Source organism: Achromobacter sp. MUI-25009338, from assembly GCF_057359325.1.
The window spans coordinates 1,177,472-1,192,995 of sequence record NZ_CM170627.1 but is presented as its reverse complement, the minus strand read 5'-3'; the positions used below and the strand labels follow the sequence as shown (position 1 = coordinate 1,192,995).

14 protein-coding genes and 1 pseudogene are annotated in these 15,524 nt (G+C 70.9%); 10 read left to right on the top strand and 5 right to left on the bottom strand.

Going from position 1 to position 15,524, the window contains the following annotated elements:
• Nucleotides 1-4: 4 nt before the first annotated feature.
• The 3 genes from AC1IQ6_RS05535 to AC1IQ6_RS05525 are packed head-to-tail and all read right to left on the bottom strand — an operon-like array spanning nucleotide 5 to nucleotide 2,357.
• The gene (locus tag AC1IQ6_RS05535) at nucleotides 5-1,378 is read right to left on the bottom strand and encodes a sensor histidine kinase (RefSeq protein WP_102773749.1); all 1,374 of its coding nucleotides are present in this window, start codon (nucleotides 1,376-1,378) and stop codon (nucleotides 5-7) included.
• Nucleotides 1,375-2,037 (bottom strand): response regulator transcription factor, encoded by a 663-nt coding sequence (locus AC1IQ6_RS05530; RefSeq protein ID WP_485866007.1) that lies wholly within the window; start codon nucleotides 2,035-2,037, stop codon nucleotides 1,375-1,377. The genes AC1IQ6_RS05535 and AC1IQ6_RS05530 overlap by 4 nt, the downstream gene beginning before the upstream one ends.
• Nucleotides 2,037-2,357, bottom strand: coding sequence for a PepSY domain-containing protein (locus AC1IQ6_RS05525; RefSeq protein WP_102773751.1), 321 nt, complete (start codon nucleotides 2,355-2,357; stop codon nucleotides 2,037-2,039). The genes AC1IQ6_RS05530 and AC1IQ6_RS05525 overlap by 1 nt, the downstream gene beginning before the upstream one ends.
• 222 nt (nucleotides 2,358-2,579) lie before the next feature.
• Between AC1IQ6_RS05525 and AC1IQ6_RS05520 the strand changes: the two genes are divergently transcribed.
• The 10 genes and pseudogenes from AC1IQ6_RS05520 (at nucleotide 2,580) to AC1IQ6_RS05475 (ending at nucleotide 11,134) form a co-directional block, all read left to right on the top strand.
• On the top strand, nucleotides 2,580-2,894 hold the full coding sequence (locus AC1IQ6_RS05520) for a PepSY domain-containing protein (protein WP_485866557.1): 315 nt from the start codon (nucleotides 2,580-2,582) through the stop codon (nucleotides 2,892-2,894).
• 57 nt (nucleotides 2,895-2,951) lie between these two features.
• Nucleotides 2,952-4,262 carry a PQQ-dependent sugar dehydrogenase gene (locus tag AC1IQ6_RS05515; RefSeq protein ID WP_111825695.1) on the top strand — a complete coding sequence of 437 codons (1,311 nt, stop codon included), beginning with the start codon at nucleotides 2,952-2,954 and terminating at the stop codon, nucleotides 4,260-4,262.
• Between the two features lie 46 nt (nucleotides 4,263-4,308).
• Nucleotides 4,309-5,013: an SDR family oxidoreductase gene (locus AC1IQ6_RS05510; RefSeq protein WP_209165738.1), complete on the top strand. Its 705-nt coding sequence runs from the start codon at nucleotides 4,309-4,311 to the stop codon at nucleotides 5,011-5,013.
• A gap of 100 nt (nucleotides 5,014-5,113) precedes the next feature.
• Nucleotides 5,114-6,679 carry a DUF1800 domain-containing protein gene (locus tag AC1IQ6_RS05505; protein WP_485866006.1) on the top strand — a complete coding sequence of 522 codons (1,566 nt, stop codon included), beginning with the start codon at nucleotides 5,114-5,116 and terminating at the stop codon, nucleotides 6,677-6,679.
• Between the two features lie 10 nt (nucleotides 6,680-6,689).
• The gene (locus AC1IQ6_RS05500) at nucleotides 6,690-8,069 is read left to right on the top strand and encodes a DUF1501 domain-containing protein (protein WP_485866005.1); all 1,380 of its coding nucleotides are present in this window, start codon (nucleotides 6,690-6,692) and stop codon (nucleotides 8,067-8,069) included.
• Nucleotides 8,070-8,322: 253 nt separating this feature from the next.
• Nucleotides 8,323-8,700: pseudogene (locus AC1IQ6_RS05495) on the top strand (REP-associated tyrosine transposase); the annotation flags it as partial.
• Nucleotides 8,701-8,877: 177 nt separating this feature from the next.
• Nucleotides 8,878-9,333, top strand: coding sequence for a GNAT family N-acetyltransferase (locus tag AC1IQ6_RS05490; protein WP_209165761.1), 456 nt, complete (start codon nucleotides 8,878-8,880; stop codon nucleotides 9,331-9,333).
• A gap of 85 nt (nucleotides 9,334-9,418) precedes the next feature.
• Entirely contained in the window at nucleotides 9,419-9,787 is a 369-nt protein-coding gene (locus AC1IQ6_RS05485) for a COG4315 family predicted lipoprotein (protein WP_111825699.1), read from the top strand.
• Between the two features lie 17 nt (nucleotides 9,788-9,804).
• On the top strand, nucleotides 9,805-10,317 hold the full coding sequence (locus AC1IQ6_RS05480; protein ID WP_102773757.1) for an RNA polymerase sigma factor: 513 nt from the start codon (nucleotides 9,805-9,807) through the stop codon (nucleotides 10,315-10,317).
• Between the two features lies 1 nt (nucleotide 10,318).
• Nucleotides 10,319-11,134 (top strand): anti-sigma factor family protein, encoded by an 816-nt coding sequence (locus AC1IQ6_RS05475; protein WP_102773758.1) that lies wholly within the window; start codon nucleotides 10,319-10,321, stop codon nucleotides 11,132-11,134.
• Here the strand turns inward: AC1IQ6_RS05475 and AC1IQ6_RS05470 are convergent.
• Nucleotides 11,131-11,862, bottom strand: coding sequence for a GntR family transcriptional regulator (locus tag AC1IQ6_RS05470; RefSeq protein ID WP_485866004.1), 732 nt, complete (start codon nucleotides 11,860-11,862; stop codon nucleotides 11,131-11,133). The two genes, AC1IQ6_RS05475 and AC1IQ6_RS05470, sit on opposite strands and share 4 nt — an antisense overlap.
• 2 nt (nucleotides 11,863-11,864) lie before the next feature.
• Nucleotides 11,865-15,497, bottom strand: a complete 3,633-nt coding sequence (gene uca / locus AC1IQ6_RS05465; protein WP_485866003.1) for an urea carboxylase — start codon at nucleotides 15,495-15,497, stop codon at nucleotides 11,865-11,867.
• Nucleotides 15,498-15,524: the final 27 nt, after the last annotated feature.

The window sequence follows — 15,524 nt, the reverse complement described above, 5'->3', positions numbered from 1 at the left end:
CGGTTCAGGCGGCCGGCAGCCGCAGCGACACGCGCAGCCCGCCCAGCGGCGAGCGCGCCGCGCTTACCTCGCCGCCGTAGGTGGCGGCCAGGTCGCGCACGATGTCCAGGCCCAGGCCCGAGCCGGGTCGCTGTTCGTCCATGCGCACGCCGCGCAGGAAGATGCGCTCGCGCTCGTGGTCCTCGATGCCCGGGCCGTCGTCGTCGACGTGGATCGACAGGCGCCCCGGCCCGTCCTCCTGCGCCGTGAGCCGCACCCGGCCGGCCGCCCACTTGCAGGCGTTGTCCAGCAGGTTGCCCAGCATTTCCTGCAAGTCCTGCTGTTCGCCGCGAAACGCCAGGCCGGGCGCGGCCTGGGCGTCCTCGATCTGCAGGCCGCGCTGCGCGTACAGGCGCCGCACCACGCGCAGCAGGCCCTGCGCCGTTTCCGCCAGCGGCGTGCGTCCGTCGGCCGCGCCCGAGGCCGCCGCGGCCCGGGCCCGCGCCAGGTGGTAGTCGATCTGCCGGTTCGCCATGCCGACCTGCTCGCGCACCAGCGCCGCCAGCGGCCCTTGCTCGCGCGCGGCGGCGTTGGCCAGGATGGCCAGCGGCGTCTTGACCGCGTGCGCCAGGTTGCCGGCCTGGGTGCGCGCGCGCTGCACGATCTCGGCGTTCATCGCCAGCACCTGGTTGAAATCGTCGACCAGCGGCTGGATCTCGCTGGGAAAACTTCCCTCGATGCGGCGGCTGTCGCCCGCGTCCTGCGCCGCCAGCTCGCGCCGCAGCCGCGCCAGCGGCCGCAGGCCGACCAGCACCTGCACCACCGCGGCCACGGTCAGCCCGGCGGCCAGCGCGCCCAGCGCGATCGCCAGCATGTGGTTGAAGCGTTCGATGGGTTCGGCCAGCGCGGCGCGGTCCGCCGCCACCAGCAGCCGCAGCGGCGCCGCGCCGTCCTCGGCCGGCGTGACCACGCGCCCCAGCGCGGCCAGTTCGCGCCCGCCGGGGCCGGCCACGTCGTAGGCGCGGTCGCCCTCGCCCGGCGCCTCGGGCGGCGCCTGCAGGGTCTGGTCCCACAACGAACGCGAACGCGCCACGCCGGCGGCGGCCGGCTGCCCGTTCGCGGCCAGCCGGTCGATCTGCCAGTACAGGCCCGACAGCGGCTGCTCCAGGCGCGGATCGCTCAGCGGCGGGGCCACCGCCGGCCGGCCGTCCGCGCCGACGTTGAGGGCGGCCGTCAGCTGGTTCAGGTGCAGCGTCAGTTCGGCCCGCAGTTGCTGGGTGATGTGCTGGCGGAACAGGCTGGCCAGGCCCCAGCCCGCCAGCGCCACCGAGGCCAGTATCCAGGCCAGCGTGCCGGCCAGCAGCCGCAGCCGCAGCGAGCGCGCCGCGGGCCGCGTCATTGCGGGGCCGCCAGGCGGTAGCCCAGCCCGCGCACGGTTTCGATGGTGTCGGGCGGCAGCTTCTTGCGCAGCCGGCCGACGAAGACCTCGATGGTGTTGGAATCGCGGTCGAGGTCCTGCGCGTAGACGTGCTCGGTCAGTTCGCTGCGCGAGACCACTTCGCCGGCGCGCTGCATCAGCACCGACAGCACCTTGAATTCGTGACTGGTCAGCGTCAGCGGACGGCCGTCCACGCTGACCCGCGCCTGGCGCGTGTCCAGCAGCAACGGGCCGCAACGCCATTGCGCGCTGGCGTGCGCGGTGCTGCGGCGCAGCAGCGCGCGCACCCGCGCCAGCAGCTCTTCCATGTGGAACGGCTTGGTCAGGTAATCGTCGGCGCCGGCGTCTATGCCGGCCACTTTTTCATGCCAGTTGTCGCGCGCGGTCAGGATCAGCACCGGCATGTTGCGACCGCCGGCGCGCCAGGCCTTCAGCACGGTCAGGCCGTCCACCACGGGCAGGCCCAGGTCCAGCACCACCGCGTCGAACGCCTCCACGTCGCCCAGGTAGCGCGCCGATTCGCCGTCGGCGGTGGCATCCACGGTATGGCCGGCGGCGCGCAGCGCCTCGGCGAGCTGGCCGGCCAGCGTGGGTTCGTCTTCGACCACCAGTATCCGCATCAGGGTTCGCCTTTGAACTTGATGTCGCGGCCCTTGATCCCCAGCAGCGTGCCGTCGCGCGCGTCGAGCTTCAGTTTGAGGATGCCGCCGCCGCTTTGCAGCACCCGGATCTCGTAGATGAATTCGTCGTCGTCCTCCTCGAACTCGACCTTGACCACCTGCCCCGGGAAATCGCGCTCCACGATGTCCAGCACCGCGCCCAGCGGCAGCACCTTGCCGGCCTGCAGCGCCTGGCGCGCGCGCTCGTGGTCGCTCTCGTCGGCCAGGCCGGCCACCGGCCCCGCGATCAGCGCGAGCGCGAGCGCGCAGGCCGGCAGCATGCCTGCGGGCCTGAATCCGGTTCTAGGGTCGCGCAACGCCGGGCCTCTCTGTGGAAATGGGGGATTCAAAAGGGGATGGATCAGGCGTCTTTTATACCGCGGCGCGGATGAACCGGGCATGAACGGCGTCTTCAGAACCGGTTCATGCGCCAACCCGAATAATGCCGGCAGGCCGTGAGGACGGCCCCATCCATCCAGTCCAAACCTAAGGAGAATTCCATGATGACGCGCATTCAGAAAACCCTGGCAGCCCTGGCGATCGGCGGCTCGGTCCTGGCGGCGGGCGCCGCCGTCCATGCCCAGGCCGCGCCGCAGCAGGCGCCGGCCCCCGCGTCCACCGCGCCCGCGGCCCCGATGCTGACGATCCGCCAGGTCTACGACAAGATGGAGGCGGCCGGCTACCGCAACATCTCCGAGATCGAGCGTTCCCGCAAGCACGGCTACGAGGTCAAGGCCGACGACCCGCAGGGCCAGCGCGTCAAGCTCCACGTCGATCCGCAGACCGGCGCCGTGACCCGCAGCCGCTTCGACGACTGAAGGCCGAAGGGCGCGCCAGCGCCCGAGTATGATGGGACATCGTCCGGGAGTCGCATCATGCAGATCCTACGTACCGCGGCGGCGGCCGGCCTGGCGCTGGCCACGCTCAGCGCCTGCGGCGAAATGGCCACGCTGCCCGTCGAGGCGGGCATGGGGCCGGCGCCGCAGCTGCCCGCCCCCAATCCCACCCTGATCCCCACCGTCAAGACCGCCAAGGCCGTAGGCTGGCCCGCCGGCGCCCATCCGCGGGCCGCGGACGGCCTGGCCGTGACCGGCTTCGCCGCCGGCCTGGACCATCCGCGCTGGCTGTACGTGCTGCCCAACGGCGACGTGCTGGTGGCCGAGACCAACGCACCGCCCAAGCCGGAATCGGCCTCGGGCGGGCTGAAGGGCTGGGTCGCCGGCCTGGTGATGAAGCGGGCCGGGGCCCGCACGCCCAGCGCCAACCGCATCACGCTGCTGCGCGACGCCGACGGCGACGGCGTGGCCGAAACCCGCGGCGTGCTGCTCGCAGGCCTGAACTCGCCGTTCGGCATGGCGCTCATCGGCCGGCACCTGTACGTGGCCAACGCGGACGCGGTGCTGCGCTTTCCGTACGAGTCCGGGCAGACCCGCATCGACGCGCCGGGCGAAAAAGTCACCGACCTGCCCGCCGGCATCAACCACCACTGGACCAAGAACCTGCTGGCCAGCCCCGACGGCGCCCGGCTGTACGTCTCGGTCGGCTCCAACAGCAACGTGGCCGAGAACGGCATGGACGCCGAAACCGGCCGCGCGGCCATCTGGGAGATCGACGTGGCCAGCGGCGCCAAGCGCCTGTACGCCACCGGGCTGCGCAATCCGGTGGGCATGGCCTGGGGGCCCGACGGCAAGACGCTGTGGACCGCGGTCAACGAACGCGACGAACTCGGCAGCGACCTGGTGCCCGACTACATGACCTCGGTGCGCGACGGCGGCTTCTACGGCTGGCCCTACAGCTACTTCGGCCAGCACGTCGACACCCGCGTCGCGCCGCAGCGGCCCGACCTGGTGGCGCGCGCCATCGTGCCCGACTACGCGCTGGGACCGCACACCGCCTCGCTGGGCCTGGCCTGGTCCGGCGGCGCCAGGCTGCCCTACGGCGAGGGCATGTTCGTGGGCCAGCACGGCTCCTGGAACCGCAATCCGCCCAGCGGCTACAAGGTCATCTTCGTGCCGTTCTCCGGCGGCCGGCCCGGCGGGCCGCCGCAAGACGTGCTGACCGGTTTCCTGGACGAAAGCGGCCAGGCGCAGGGCCGGCCGGTCGGCGTGGCCGTCGACCGCCGCGGCGGCCTGCTGGTGGCCGACGACGTCGGCAACGCGGTCTGGCGGGTCGGCGCCGCGCCCTGAGCCGCCCCTACAATGTCCGCTCCGAATATTCGACACAGGAGCGAACATGAGCACGGATAAAGTGGCGATCGTTACCGCCGGCGGCAGCGGCATGGGCGCGGCGGCGGCGCGCAAGCTGGCGGCCGACGGCTTCCGCGTGGCCATACTGTCGTCCTCCGGCAAGGGCGAGGCCCTGGCCCGGGAACTCGGCGGCCTGGGCGTCACGGGTTCGAACCGTTCGCCCGAGGACCTGGCGCGGCTGGTGGACACCGTCGTGCAGAAGTGGGGCCGCGTGGACGCGGTGGTCAACAGCGCCGGCCACGGCCCCAAGGGCCCGCTGCTCGAAATCAGCGATGAGGACTGGCGCCTGGGCATGGAGTTCTACCTGCTGAACGTGGTGCGCATCACGCGCCTGGTCGCGCCCATCATGAAGCAGCAGAAGTCCGGCGCCATCGTCAACATCTCCACCTACGCCACCTTCGAGCCCGAGGCCTTGTTCCCCACCTCCGGCGTGTTCCGCGCCGGGCTGGCCGCCTTCACCAAAGTGTTCGCCGACGAATACGCCGGACACAATGTGCGCATGAACAACGTGCTGCCAGGCTTCATCGACAGCCTGCCGGAAAAGGAAGACCGGCGCGTGCGCATCCCGATGGGCCGCTACGGCACGGCCGAAGAAGTCGCCGACCTGATCGCCTTCCTGGCGTCGGACGCCTCGTCCTACATCACCGGCCAGAACATCCGCATCGACGGCGGCATCACGCGCTCGGTCTGAGCCTCCCCCTTTAGTCGTAGTCCCTCATCCGAATGACGGTATTGAAGCCCGCCCGGGGCTTCAGTACCGTAGGTTTTCGCATTCGACGAGGTGCCTGCGCATGTCCGCTACGCCGTCAGCGGCTGCGCCGCAGTCCGCTGCCCCTACGCTACCCCGCCCCACGCCGGGCCAGGCCTCGCGCTTCCTGGCGCAGGCGACGTTCGGCCCCACGCCGGCCGACATAGAAGCCGTGGTGCGCGACGGCTACGCCGCCTGGCTCGACAGGCAGCTGGCCATGCCGCCGTCGCAGACGCATTTCGACTGGCTGCTGCAACAGGGCAAGAACACCGAGGAATTCAAGGGCAACGGCATCAACGCCCCCCTCGAATCCACGCTCTGGCGCAAGTTCATCAGCGCCCCCGACCAGGTGCGCACGCGGGTGGCGTTTTCGCTGTCCGAGATCTTCGTGGTGGGCGTGTCGTCCATCACCGCGTCCTGGCCCTTGTTCGGCGCGGCCGGCTTCATGGACCTGCTGGCCGAGCACGCGCTGGGCAATTACCGCGACCTGCTGGCCGCGGTCAGCCAGAACCTGTCCATGGGCTGCATGCTGACCTACCGCGGCAACCGCAAGGAAGATCCCAAGACCGGCCGCCATCCCGACGAGAACTACGCCCGCGAAATCATGCAGCTCTTCAGCATCGGCCTGCTGGAGCTGGAGCCGGACGGCTCGCTCAAGATGGTCGACGGCAAGCCGGTGGAAACCTATACCAACGTCGACGTGCAGGGGCTGGCCAAGGTATTCACCGGCTGGGACATCAACGGTCCGGAGACCGACGTGGAATTCCACCGCCGGCCGATGGCGCTGAACAACGCGCTGCACTCGCTGGCCGAAAAACGCTTCCTGGGCGCCGTCATCCCGCCGGGCACCGACGGCCACCTGTCGCTCAAGCGCGCCATCGACGTCATCAGCGCCCATCCCAACGTGGGACCGTTCATCGGCACCCAGCTGATCCAGCGCCTGGTCACCAGCAATCCCAGCCGCGCCTACGTCAGGCGCGTATCCGCCGCCTTCGCCGACGACGGCACGGGCGCGCGCGGCAATCTCAAGGCCGTGGTGCGCGCCATCCTGCTGGACCCGGAGGCGCGCAACCCCGACCTGAACGCGCCCGACTGGGGAAAGGTGCGCGAACCCATCCTGCGCTTTTCCGGCTGGGCGCGGGCCTTCGGCGCGAACTCCACCAACGGCGTATGGGCCATGCCTGACACCACCGACAACACCATACGGCTGGCGCAAAGCCCGATGCGCTCGGCCAGCGTGTTCAACTTCTTCCGCCCGCGCTACGTGCCGCCGGTCACCGAACTGGCGCGCCGCCACCTGGTGGCGCCGGAACTGCAGATCACCGACGAAACCAGCGTCGCCGGCTACCTGAACTTCCTGGCCATCTACGTGGACCGCGGCTGGGAAGACCTGCAGACCTCCTACGCCGCCGAGATCGCGCTGGCGCCCGACTCCGCCGCGCTGGTGGCGCGGGTGGCGCTGCTGCTGGCGGGCGACGCCTTCTCCGACCGGACCGCCGCGGCGATCGCCCAGGCCGTCTCCAGCATCCCGCCCGAGCGCCCGCGCGACCGGGTGCGGGCCGCGATCACGCTGGTGGCGGCCACCCCGGAATACCTGGTACAGAAATGAAAGCCCGCAGATGAAAAACGCCAGCCGCCGTGAATTCCTGCTCCGCGCCTGCGCGCTGGGCGCCTCCCATGCCGCCGCCCCGCTGGCGCTGAATCTGGCGGCGCTGGGCGCGGCGGCCGCGCAGTCCGCCCCCAATGACTACAAGGCGCTGGTCTGCGTCTTCCTGTATGGCGGCAACGACCCGTACAACTCGCTGGTGCCGTTCGACGCGCCCGCATACCGGGCCTACGCCCAGGCGCGCACCGACATCGCGCTGCCGCGAGACGCCTTGCAGGCGACCGCGCTGCGCGGCAGGCAGGCCGCGCCCGGCGGTGCGCAATTCGCGCTGGCGCCGTCGCTGGCGCCGCTCAAGCCGCTGTACGAAAGCGGCGACATGGCCGTGCTGCTGAACATCGGCCCCCTGGTCGTGCCGACCACCAAGGCCGAATACATCGGCGCGCGCGTGCCGCTGCCGCCCAAGCTGTTCTCCCACAACGACCAGCAGTCGTACTGGCAGGCGCTGGCCCCCGAAGGCGCGTCCTCGGGCTGGGCCGGACGGCTCACCGACCTGTTCGCCGACGCCAACGCGCAGCGCACGTTCACCGGCATCACCGCCGGCGGCAGCACCGTGCTGCTGGCCGGCCGCCAGGTCGCGGGATATCGCGTCGGCATTCACGGCTCGACCCCCATCGACCTGCTCGGCCGCGACATGTACGGCTCCAGCGATTGCACCGCGCTGCTGCGCCAGCTCATCACCCAGCCGCGCGAACACCTGATGGAACGCGAACTGTCGCGCATCGCGGCCCAGTCCATCGACGCCGACGCCCGCCTGCGCGCCGCGCTCGCCGGCGTCGCGGTGCCCGGGGAGTTTTCCTCGCCCCTGGCCCAGCAGCTGAAGATCGTCGCCCGCATCATCGGCGCGCGCCAGGCGTTGGGCGCGCGGCGCCAGGTGTTCTTCGTGTCCCAGAACGGCTATGACAACCACGCCGGCCTGAACGACACCCACCCGGCGCTGCTGCGCGAACTGGGCCAGGCCCTGGCCGCGTTCCAGCAGGCGCTGGCGGCCATTGGCGTGGCCGACCGGGTCACCACCTTCACCGCATCCGAATTCGGCCGCACCCTGGGCTCCAATGGCAACGGCTCCGACCACGGCTGGGGCTCGCACCATTTCGTGCTCGGCGGCGCGGTCAAGGGCGGCCGCTACTACGGCCAGCACCCCGAGATCGCGCGCGACGGCCCGGGCTTCGTCGACAACGGCCGGCTGCTGCCTACCCTGGCGGTGGACCAGCTCGGCGCCTCGCTGGGGAAATGGTTCGGGGCCAGCCCGGAGGACTTGAAGCTGGTGTTTCCGAACCTGCGGCATTTCGATGCCGATGCGTTGGGGTTGTTTGAGGGTTCTGGCGGGGTCTGATGGGTGTCGCGCGCTGGGCATTCGTGTTCTTGCCTGGTGAATCTCGCGCTATACCCATCCTACGGGATTGACGGAGGCCGGGAACCGTAGGATGGGTATAGCGCGAGACGACTTCCACAAGAAACCAATCATCGAACGCGCGACACCCATCACGCGCCAACCTCACGGCCACCCGCGATGGACCGATATGACACTCCCGCCCTCCGCCACGGCCGCGCCGGCCTATGCTTGACCGGCTTATCGAGGAGCCGGGATGACCGACTACAGACGCCATTACGTTCCAGGCGGCACCTACTTTTTCACCGTGGCCGCGCGGCGGCGCGGAACCTGGCTGCTGGTGCAGCGCGCCGAACTGCTCAAAGCCTGCATCCGCGCGGAACAGCGGCTGGCGCCATTCGCGATTCTTGCCGCGGTCATCATGCCGGACCATCTGCACATGGTCTGGCGGCTGCCGCAGGGCGACAGCGACTATCCGAACCGTTGGCGCCGGATCAAGACCCGCTTTTCGCGCGCGCTGCCGGGCGCGGCGCGCACTTCCGCATCGGCGCGCGGCGAGCGCGGCATATGGCAGCGGCGCTACTGGGAACACACGGTGCGCGACGAGTCGGATCTGGCCGCCTGCATCGGCTACGTCCATGCCAATCCGGTCAAACACGGCTACGTGGCGCGGCCGGAACTGTGGCCGCATTCCACCCTGCTCGCCTGGCAGGAACGCCGCCGCCTGCGCTTGGCAACACCGCCCCGGCGGTTCTATAAACTGGATCTGCGGGCCGATGGCGCCCGCGCCCCTGCCACCTGCCGCCCGCCCATGACCGCCTCCCCTGCCCTGACGCTGGCGCCCGCCACCGAAGCCGACCTGCCCTTTCTGCTGGCCCTGCGCAAGTCCACCATGACCGAGCACCTGCGGCGCGCCGGCGCGCCCAGCGACGACGCCTACCACCTGGTCCGTATCCGCCACCGCTTCGAGGACGCCCGGATCGTCTGGGCCGACGGCCGCAAGGCGGGGCTGTTCAAGGCTACGCGCGACGGCGCGGCCTGGCGCGTGGTGCAGATCCAGATCGCTCCCGAGTTCCAGGGGCGGGGCCTGGGCCGGCGCCTGCTGGCCGGCCTGCTGCAAGAGGCCGACTCGCGGGCGGCGACGGTCGACCTGGGCGTGCTGCATGGCAATCCCGCCCGGCGTCTCTACGAATCGCTGGGCTTCACCCCCGTCGAGGAGCATCCGCTGGAAACCGAAATGCGCTACTTCCCCCGGAAGGCCGGCTGATATTTTTTCGTGTAGCGGGAATAAGCCGGGGGCCGGCAGCGTCTGTGTCAGGCAGTCCCCACTTTTTCTATCCGCGAGGCACACCATGCGCAAACACTACGTCGCAATCCTGGCCCTGGCTTCCGCCGCCCTGTTCTCGGCCGGCGCCCAGGCCCAGGCCGTCAAGACCCAGAACGGCATGCTGGTCAACAGCGCCGGCATGACGCTTTACACCTTCGACAAGGACTCGGGCGGCAAGAGCGCCTGCAACGACCAGTGCGCCAAGATCTGGCCGCCCGTCATGGCCGCCGCCGACGCCAAGCCCAGCGGCGACCTGACCGTCATCACCCGTGACGACGGCAGCAAGCAATGGGCCAGCAAGGGCAAGCCGCTGTACACCTACGCCAAGGATGCGAAGGCCGGCGACAAGACCGGCGACAACTTCAAGGAAGTCTGGCACGTGGCCAAGCCCTGATCCCGCGCCGCCGCTCCATGCGCCCCGACGACGAAGCCCTGATCCTGGCCTGCATCCCCAGCCTGCGGCGCTACGCCCGCGGGCTGACGGGCGACCCGCAGCGGGCCGACGACCTGGTCCAGGACACGCTCGAGCGCGCATGGAGCCGCTATTCGCGCTGGCAGCGGCGCGGAGAGCTGCGCGCCTGGATGTTCGGCATCATGCACAACCATTTCATCGACGGGGTGCGCGCCAACAGCCGGCGCGTGGACCAGACCGCCGCCGGCGACCTGCCCGACGCGCCGGTGCGCGCCACCCAGACCGACCGCCTGGAAGTCCGCGACCTCGAGCGCTGCCTCCAGGCCCTGCCCGCCGAGCAGCGCGAAGTCCTGCTGCTGGTATGCGTGGAGGATCTTTCCTATCAGGAAACCGCACAGATACTGGATGTGCCCTTGGGCACGGTCATGTCGCGCCTGTCGCGCGCCCGCGAAAAGCTGAGCGCGCTGATGCAAGGCCGCGATACCTCCAACCGGCTCCACCGCGTGAAATAACATGAACGACAAACGCCTGCACCCGGTGCCCGGCCCGGGCGCCCCCATCACCGAGGCCGATCTGCATGCCTATGCCGACGGCCAGCTGCCGCCGGCGCGCCATGCGGAGGTCGAGGCCTTCCTGGGCGCGCATCCGCACGACCAGGCGCGGGTGGACGACTGGAAGGCGCAGCGCCGCGCGCTGCACGCGCTGCTGGACCCGGTGCTCGACGAACCGCTGCCGCTGCGCCTGCCGCTGGCGCCGCCGGCGCGCCACTGGCCCTGGCGCGCGCTGGCCGCCGGCGTGGCGGTGGCCGCGATCAGCGCCAGCGCGGCCTGGATGGCGCGCGGCGCGATGGACGCCCGCCACCTGCAGACGGTGCTGGCCGCCGCCGCGCCCGAACGCGCCGCCGGCGGCTATGCGCAGCGCGCCGCCATCGCCCACGCGGTCTACGCGTCCGACATGGGCCGCCCGGTGGAAGTTGGCGTGGACAACGAAGCGGGCCTGGTCAAGTGGCTGACCAAGCGCATGGGCGCGCCGGTGCGCGCGCCCTCGCTGTCGCAGGCCGGCTACGAGCTGATGGGCGGACGCCTGCTGCCCGGCGGCGCCGGCCCGGTCGCGCTCTTCATGTACGGCGCCCCCGACGGGCAGCGTCTGACGCTGTACGTCACGCGCGAGGCGACCGGAGAAAAAACCGCCTTCCAGTTCACGCAGGAAGGCGCCGTGCGGGTGTTCTACTGGGTCGAGGGCCAGTTCGGCTACGCGCTGTCCGGCGCGGTCAGCCGCGAGGAACTGCAGCGCGTGTCGCAGGAGGTCTACCGCCAGCTGCAGGGCTAGCCCGCTGCGCGGCCGCCGCACGCCTGTTGCAGCATGTGCAGCGTGATCTTGCGTACTTCGGCCTTGCTCGCGCCGATATGCTCGCGCAGCATTTGCGCCGCCTCGTCGGCGCGCCGCGCCAGCACCGCGCGCAGGATGGCCGCATGCTCGTCGTAGGTGGCGTCCACCCGGCGGTCCTGGGTGAAGTCCAGGCGCCGGACGATGCGTATCTTTTCCGTCACTTCGCGGTGGATCTGCGTCATCTCGGGGTTGCCGGCGGCGGCCACCAGCGCGCAATGGAAAGCCTCGTCCAGCTGGGCCACCTGCCGGCCGTCGGCGATGCGCTGGCGCGGCGGCGCCAGCCATACCTCCCGCAGCGCGTCCAGCATGCCGGCCTCGTCCACGCGCTCGCGCGCGCACAGCCGTTGCACCGCCGCCTGCTCCAGCACCACGCGCACGTCGTACAGCGCTTCGAACCGCTCGAAGTCGAAGGGCCGCACCTGCCAGCCGCTGCGCGGACGCGGCAGCACGTAGCCCTCGCGTTCCAGGCGCGCCAGGCTCAGGCGCACCGGCGTGCGGCTCACGCCCAGGCGCGCCGCCAGATCCGCCTCGGTAAAGCGTTCGCCCGGCAGCAGACGGAAGTCGAACAGGTCGGCCTTGAGCCTTTGATAGACCTGCTCGGCCAGCGATCGGGCCAGGGCCGGCGCCTGCCGCAGCGCCGAGCCGGGCGTCATGAGTTCCCCGCGCATGGTCAGTTCACCGGGCAGGAAACGTCTTCGGCCAGGACGATGAGCGGATCGCCGGCATTGACCGGTTTGCCGGGCGCGCAGCGGATGGCGGCGACGGTGCCGGCGGCGGGCGCGACGACGGACAGCTCCATCTTCATGGCCTCGACCACCACCAGCGTGTCGCCGGCCGACACGCTCTGGCCCACCTGAACCGGGATCTTCCAGACGTTGCCGCACATATCGGCGCTGACCAGGCGCTCGCCTTCGGACAGCGCCGCCTGCGGTTCGAGGTCTGGCTCGGTCTCGGCGGCGTGTTGCGCCGCCTCGGCCTCGCCGGCCTTCCACAAGGCCACCTCGGCGTCGAACGCGCGTTTCTGGCGCGCCTGGAACGCGGCGATGCTGTCGGCCTGCTGCGCCAGAAAGCGCTGGTGCGCGGCGAAGTCGAACACTTCCTCTTCGATGCGGACGGCGGCCCGGCCTTCCCGGAAATCGGCGCGCAGCGCGTCCAGTTCGGCCTCGGTCACCGGATAGAAGCGCACCTGATCGAAAAAGCGCAACAGCCACGGCTTGCCGTCCTGGAACACCGGGTTCTTCAGGAACTTGTTCCAGATGGGCAGGGTGCGGCCGACCAGCTGATAGCCGCCGGGCGAATCCATGCCGTAGATGCACATGTACACGCCGCCGATGCCCACGGTGCCTTCGGCGGTAAAGGTGCGGGCGGGGTTGTACTTCGACGTCAGCAGGCGGTGGCGCGGATCGATCGGCACCGCGCAGGGCGCACCCAGGTACACGTCGCCCAGGCCCATGACCAGGTAGCTGGCGCCGAACACGATGTCGCGGACCTGCTCGCGGCTTTCCAGGCCGTTGATGCGCTGGATGAAATCCACGTTGTTGGGCAGCCACGGCGCCTCGGCGCGCACGGTTTCCTGGTAACGCCGCACGGCGCCCAGCGTGGCCGAGTCCTCGAACGCCATCGGCAGATGGACGACGCGGGTGGGCACCTTGAGCGTGGCCACGTCGGCCAGGCCGGCTTCGATCTCCAGCAGGCGCGCGATCAGCGCGTCCTGCGCGATCGTGTGGCTGTCGTAGCGGATCTGCAGCGAGCGCACGCCCGGCGACAGTTCCCGCACGCCGGCGACGGGATCGGCGTCGAGCGCCTGCATCAGCAGGTGCACGCGCATGCGCAGCGCCAGGTCCAGCACGTTGTCGCCGTATTCCAGCAGCAGGTAGCCGTCGCCGGCCTGGCGGTAGGTCACCGATGGACGCGAACCCCGGGCCGGCAGCGCCGCCACGATGGCCTCGGACGCCGCCGCCGGCGCGCGCGCCGCAGCCTCGGGCGCGGCCGCCAGTTCGGCCACGCGCCGGTCCTGCGCCGCCTCCAGCGCCACGGCCCGGGCGTAGTCCATGCGCACGAAGCGGATGCGGTCGCCCGGCTTGACCTGGCCGACCTTCCAGAGTTCGGCGCGGGCGATGGTGGCGGGGCAGACGAAGCCGCCCAGGCTGGGGCCGTCGCGCGTCAGGATGACCGGGCTGTCGCCGGTGAAATTGATACTGCCGATGGCGTATTCGCAATCGTGGATGTTCGACGGATGCAGGCCGGCCTCGCCGCCATTCTCGCGCGCCCAGGCCGGCTTGGGACCGATCAGGCGCACGCCCAGCCGGTTGGAGTTGTAGTGCACCTCCCAATCGGCGGCGAAGAAGGCTTCGATGGCCTCGGGCCGGAAGAAATCGGGCGCGCCGTGGGGACCGTAGAGCACGCCGATTTCCCAGGTGTCGCCATAGGCCGGGATCAGTTCGGCCGGCGCGGCCTGCGGCGCGGACAGGGCCGGCGCGGCGTCCGCCAGTTCCGGGCGCACCAGGGGCAGCACGTCGCCCACGCGCAGCGTGCGCCCGGCGTGGCCGCCGAACTGGCCCAACGCGAACGTCGAACGGCTGCCCAGATAGACCGGCACGTCCAGGCCGTTGCGCACGGCCAGGTAGCCGCGGCAGCCCGACAGCGCCCGGCCGATGGACAGCACCTGGCCGCTGCGCACCGCCACCGGCCGCCACATGGGCAGCGGCTCGCCGTCCAGCGTGGCGGCGCATGCCGCGCCCGTCAGCGCCACGATGGCGTCGCCATGGAATCGCAGGGTCGGACCGACCAGCGTGGTTTCCAGCCCGGCCGCGTCGGGCGCGTTGCCGACGATGCGGTTGGCCATGCGGAACGCATAGTCGTCCATCGGCCCCGACGGCGGCACGCCGATGTTCCAATACCCCTCGCGCCCCGGATAGTCCTGCACGCTGGTGTAGGTGCCCGCCTCCAGCACCTCGATCGCGGCCGGCCGGTAGACGAAGCCGTCCAGAAAGCGCGTGGAAAGCTCGCCGGCGCGAAAGCGCGCGTCGTCCACGATCTGCCGCAGGTAGTCGAGGTTGGTGGCGATGCCATGCAGCCGGGTCCGCGCCAGCGCCTCGGCCAGCCGGTCCAGCGCCTGCTCGCGCGTCGGCGCATGGACGATCAGCTTGGCCAGCATGGGGTCGTAGAACGCCGGCACCTCCGTGCCGGTCGAGACCCAGCCATCGACCCGCACCCCGGGCGGAAACGACACCTCGGTCAACACGCCGGGCGCGGGCTGGAACTGGCGCAGCGGATCCTCGGCGTACAGGCGCACCTCGATCGCCGCGCCGCGGGGCGCGCGCGACATGGCGTCGAAGTCCAGCGCCTCGCCGGCGGCCACGCGCAGCATGCATTCGATCAGATCCAGGCCGGTCACCTCTTCGGTCACGGGATGCTCGACCTGCAGCCGCGTGTTCACCTCCAGGAAATAGAAGCTGTCGCGCGCCGGATCGTAGATGAACTCCACCGTGCCCGCCGAGCGGTAGCAGACCGACTCGCCCAGCCGCAGCGCGGCCGCGTGCAGCGCGGCCCGGGTGGCCTGCGGCAGCCGCGGCGCCGGGGTTTCCTCGATGACCTTCTGGTTGCGGCGCTGCACCGAGCAGTCGCGCTCTCCCAGCGCCAGCACCCGGCCGCTGCCGTCGCCGAAGATCTGCACCTCGATGTGGCGGGCGTTATCGACGTAGCGTTCGATGAACGCGCCGCCATCCTTGAAGAAATGCTCGCCCATCCGCTGCACGCCATCGAAGGCCGCGGTCAGTTCGGCCTCGTTGGCGCAACGCGACAGTCCGATGCCGCCGCCGCCCGCGGTGCTCTTGAGCATGACCGGGTAGCCGATGCGCTCGGCCTGCGACAGCGCTTCGCCCAGGCTGCCCAGCAGGCCCGTGCCCGGCGTCATCGGCACCCCTGCCGCGGCCGCCAGTTCGCGGGCGCGGTGCTTCAGGCCGAACTCGCGGATCTGCGTGGGCGTGGGGCCGACGAACGCGATGCCGGCGTCCTCGCACGCCTGCGCGAACTCGGCGCTCTCGGACAGGAATCCGTAGCCCGGATAAATCGCCTGCGCGCCATGCTCGCGCGCGGCCGCCAGCAGCAGGTCCATGCGCAGGTAGCTGTCGGCGGCCTTCTCGCCGCCCAGCGCCACGGCCACGTCGGCCTCGCGCACGTGCGCGGCGTTGCGGTCCGGATCGGAGTACACGGCCACGCTGCGGATGCCCAGCCGCTTGAGGCTGCGGATGGCGCGGACGGCGATTTCGCCTCGGTTGGCGATCAGAACGGTATCGAACACGTTGCGGCTCCCAGAAGTCTGTCGGGT

What these genes read in the sequence shown, in the direction of transcription:
- AC1IQ6_RS05490 (WP_209165761.1), top strand. Translation starts at nt 8,878, where the DNA reads ATGACCGCCTCCCCTGCCCTGACGCTGGCGCCCGCCACCGAAGCCGAC.
- AC1IQ6_RS05480 (WP_102773757.1), top strand. Translation starts at nt 9,805, where the DNA reads ATGCGCCCCGACGACGAAGCCCTGATCCTGGCCTGCATCCCCAGCCTG.
- AC1IQ6_RS05485 (WP_111825699.1), top strand. Translation starts at nt 9,419, where the DNA reads ATGCGCAAACACTACGTCGCAATCCTGGCCCTGGCTTCCGCCGCCCTG.
- AC1IQ6_RS05475 (WP_102773758.1), top strand. Translation starts at nt 10,319, where the DNA reads ATGAACGACAAACGCCTGCACCCGGTGCCCGGCCCGGGCGCCCCCATC.
- AC1IQ6_RS05525 (WP_102773751.1), bottom strand. Translation starts at nt 2,357, where the DNA reads ATGCTGCCGGCCTGCGCGCTCGCGCTCGCGCTGATCGCGGGGCCGGTG.
- AC1IQ6_RS05535 (WP_102773749.1), bottom strand. Translation starts at nt 1,378, where the DNA reads ATGACGCGGCCCGCGGCGCGCTCGCTGCGGCTGCGGCTGCTGGCCGGC.
- AC1IQ6_RS05515 (WP_111825695.1), top strand. Translation starts at nt 2,952, where the DNA reads ATGCAGATCCTACGTACCGCGGCGGCGGCCGGCCTGGCGCTGGCCACG.
- AC1IQ6_RS05500 (WP_485866005.1), top strand. Translation starts at nt 6,690, where the DNA reads ATGAAAAACGCCAGCCGCCGTGAATTCCTGCTCCGCGCCTGCGCGCTG.
- AC1IQ6_RS05530 (WP_485866007.1), bottom strand. Translation starts at nt 2,037, where the DNA reads ATGCGGATACTGGTGGTCGAAGACGAACCCACGCTGGCCGGCCAGCTC.
- AC1IQ6_RS05505 (WP_485866006.1), top strand. Translation starts at nt 5,114, where the DNA reads ATGTCCGCTACGCCGTCAGCGGCTGCGCCGCAGTCCGCTGCCCCTACG.
- AC1IQ6_RS05470 (WP_485866004.1), bottom strand. Translation starts at nt 11,862, where the DNA reads ATGCGCGGGGAACTCATGACGCCCGGCTCGGCGCTGCGGCAGGCGCCG.
- AC1IQ6_RS05510 (WP_209165738.1), top strand. Translation starts at nt 4,309, where the DNA reads ATGAGCACGGATAAAGTGGCGATCGTTACCGCCGGCGGCAGCGGCATG.
- AC1IQ6_RS05520 (WP_485866557.1), top strand. Translation starts at nt 2,580, where the DNA reads ATGACGCGCATTCAGAAAACCCTGGCAGCCCTGGCGATCGGCGGCTCG.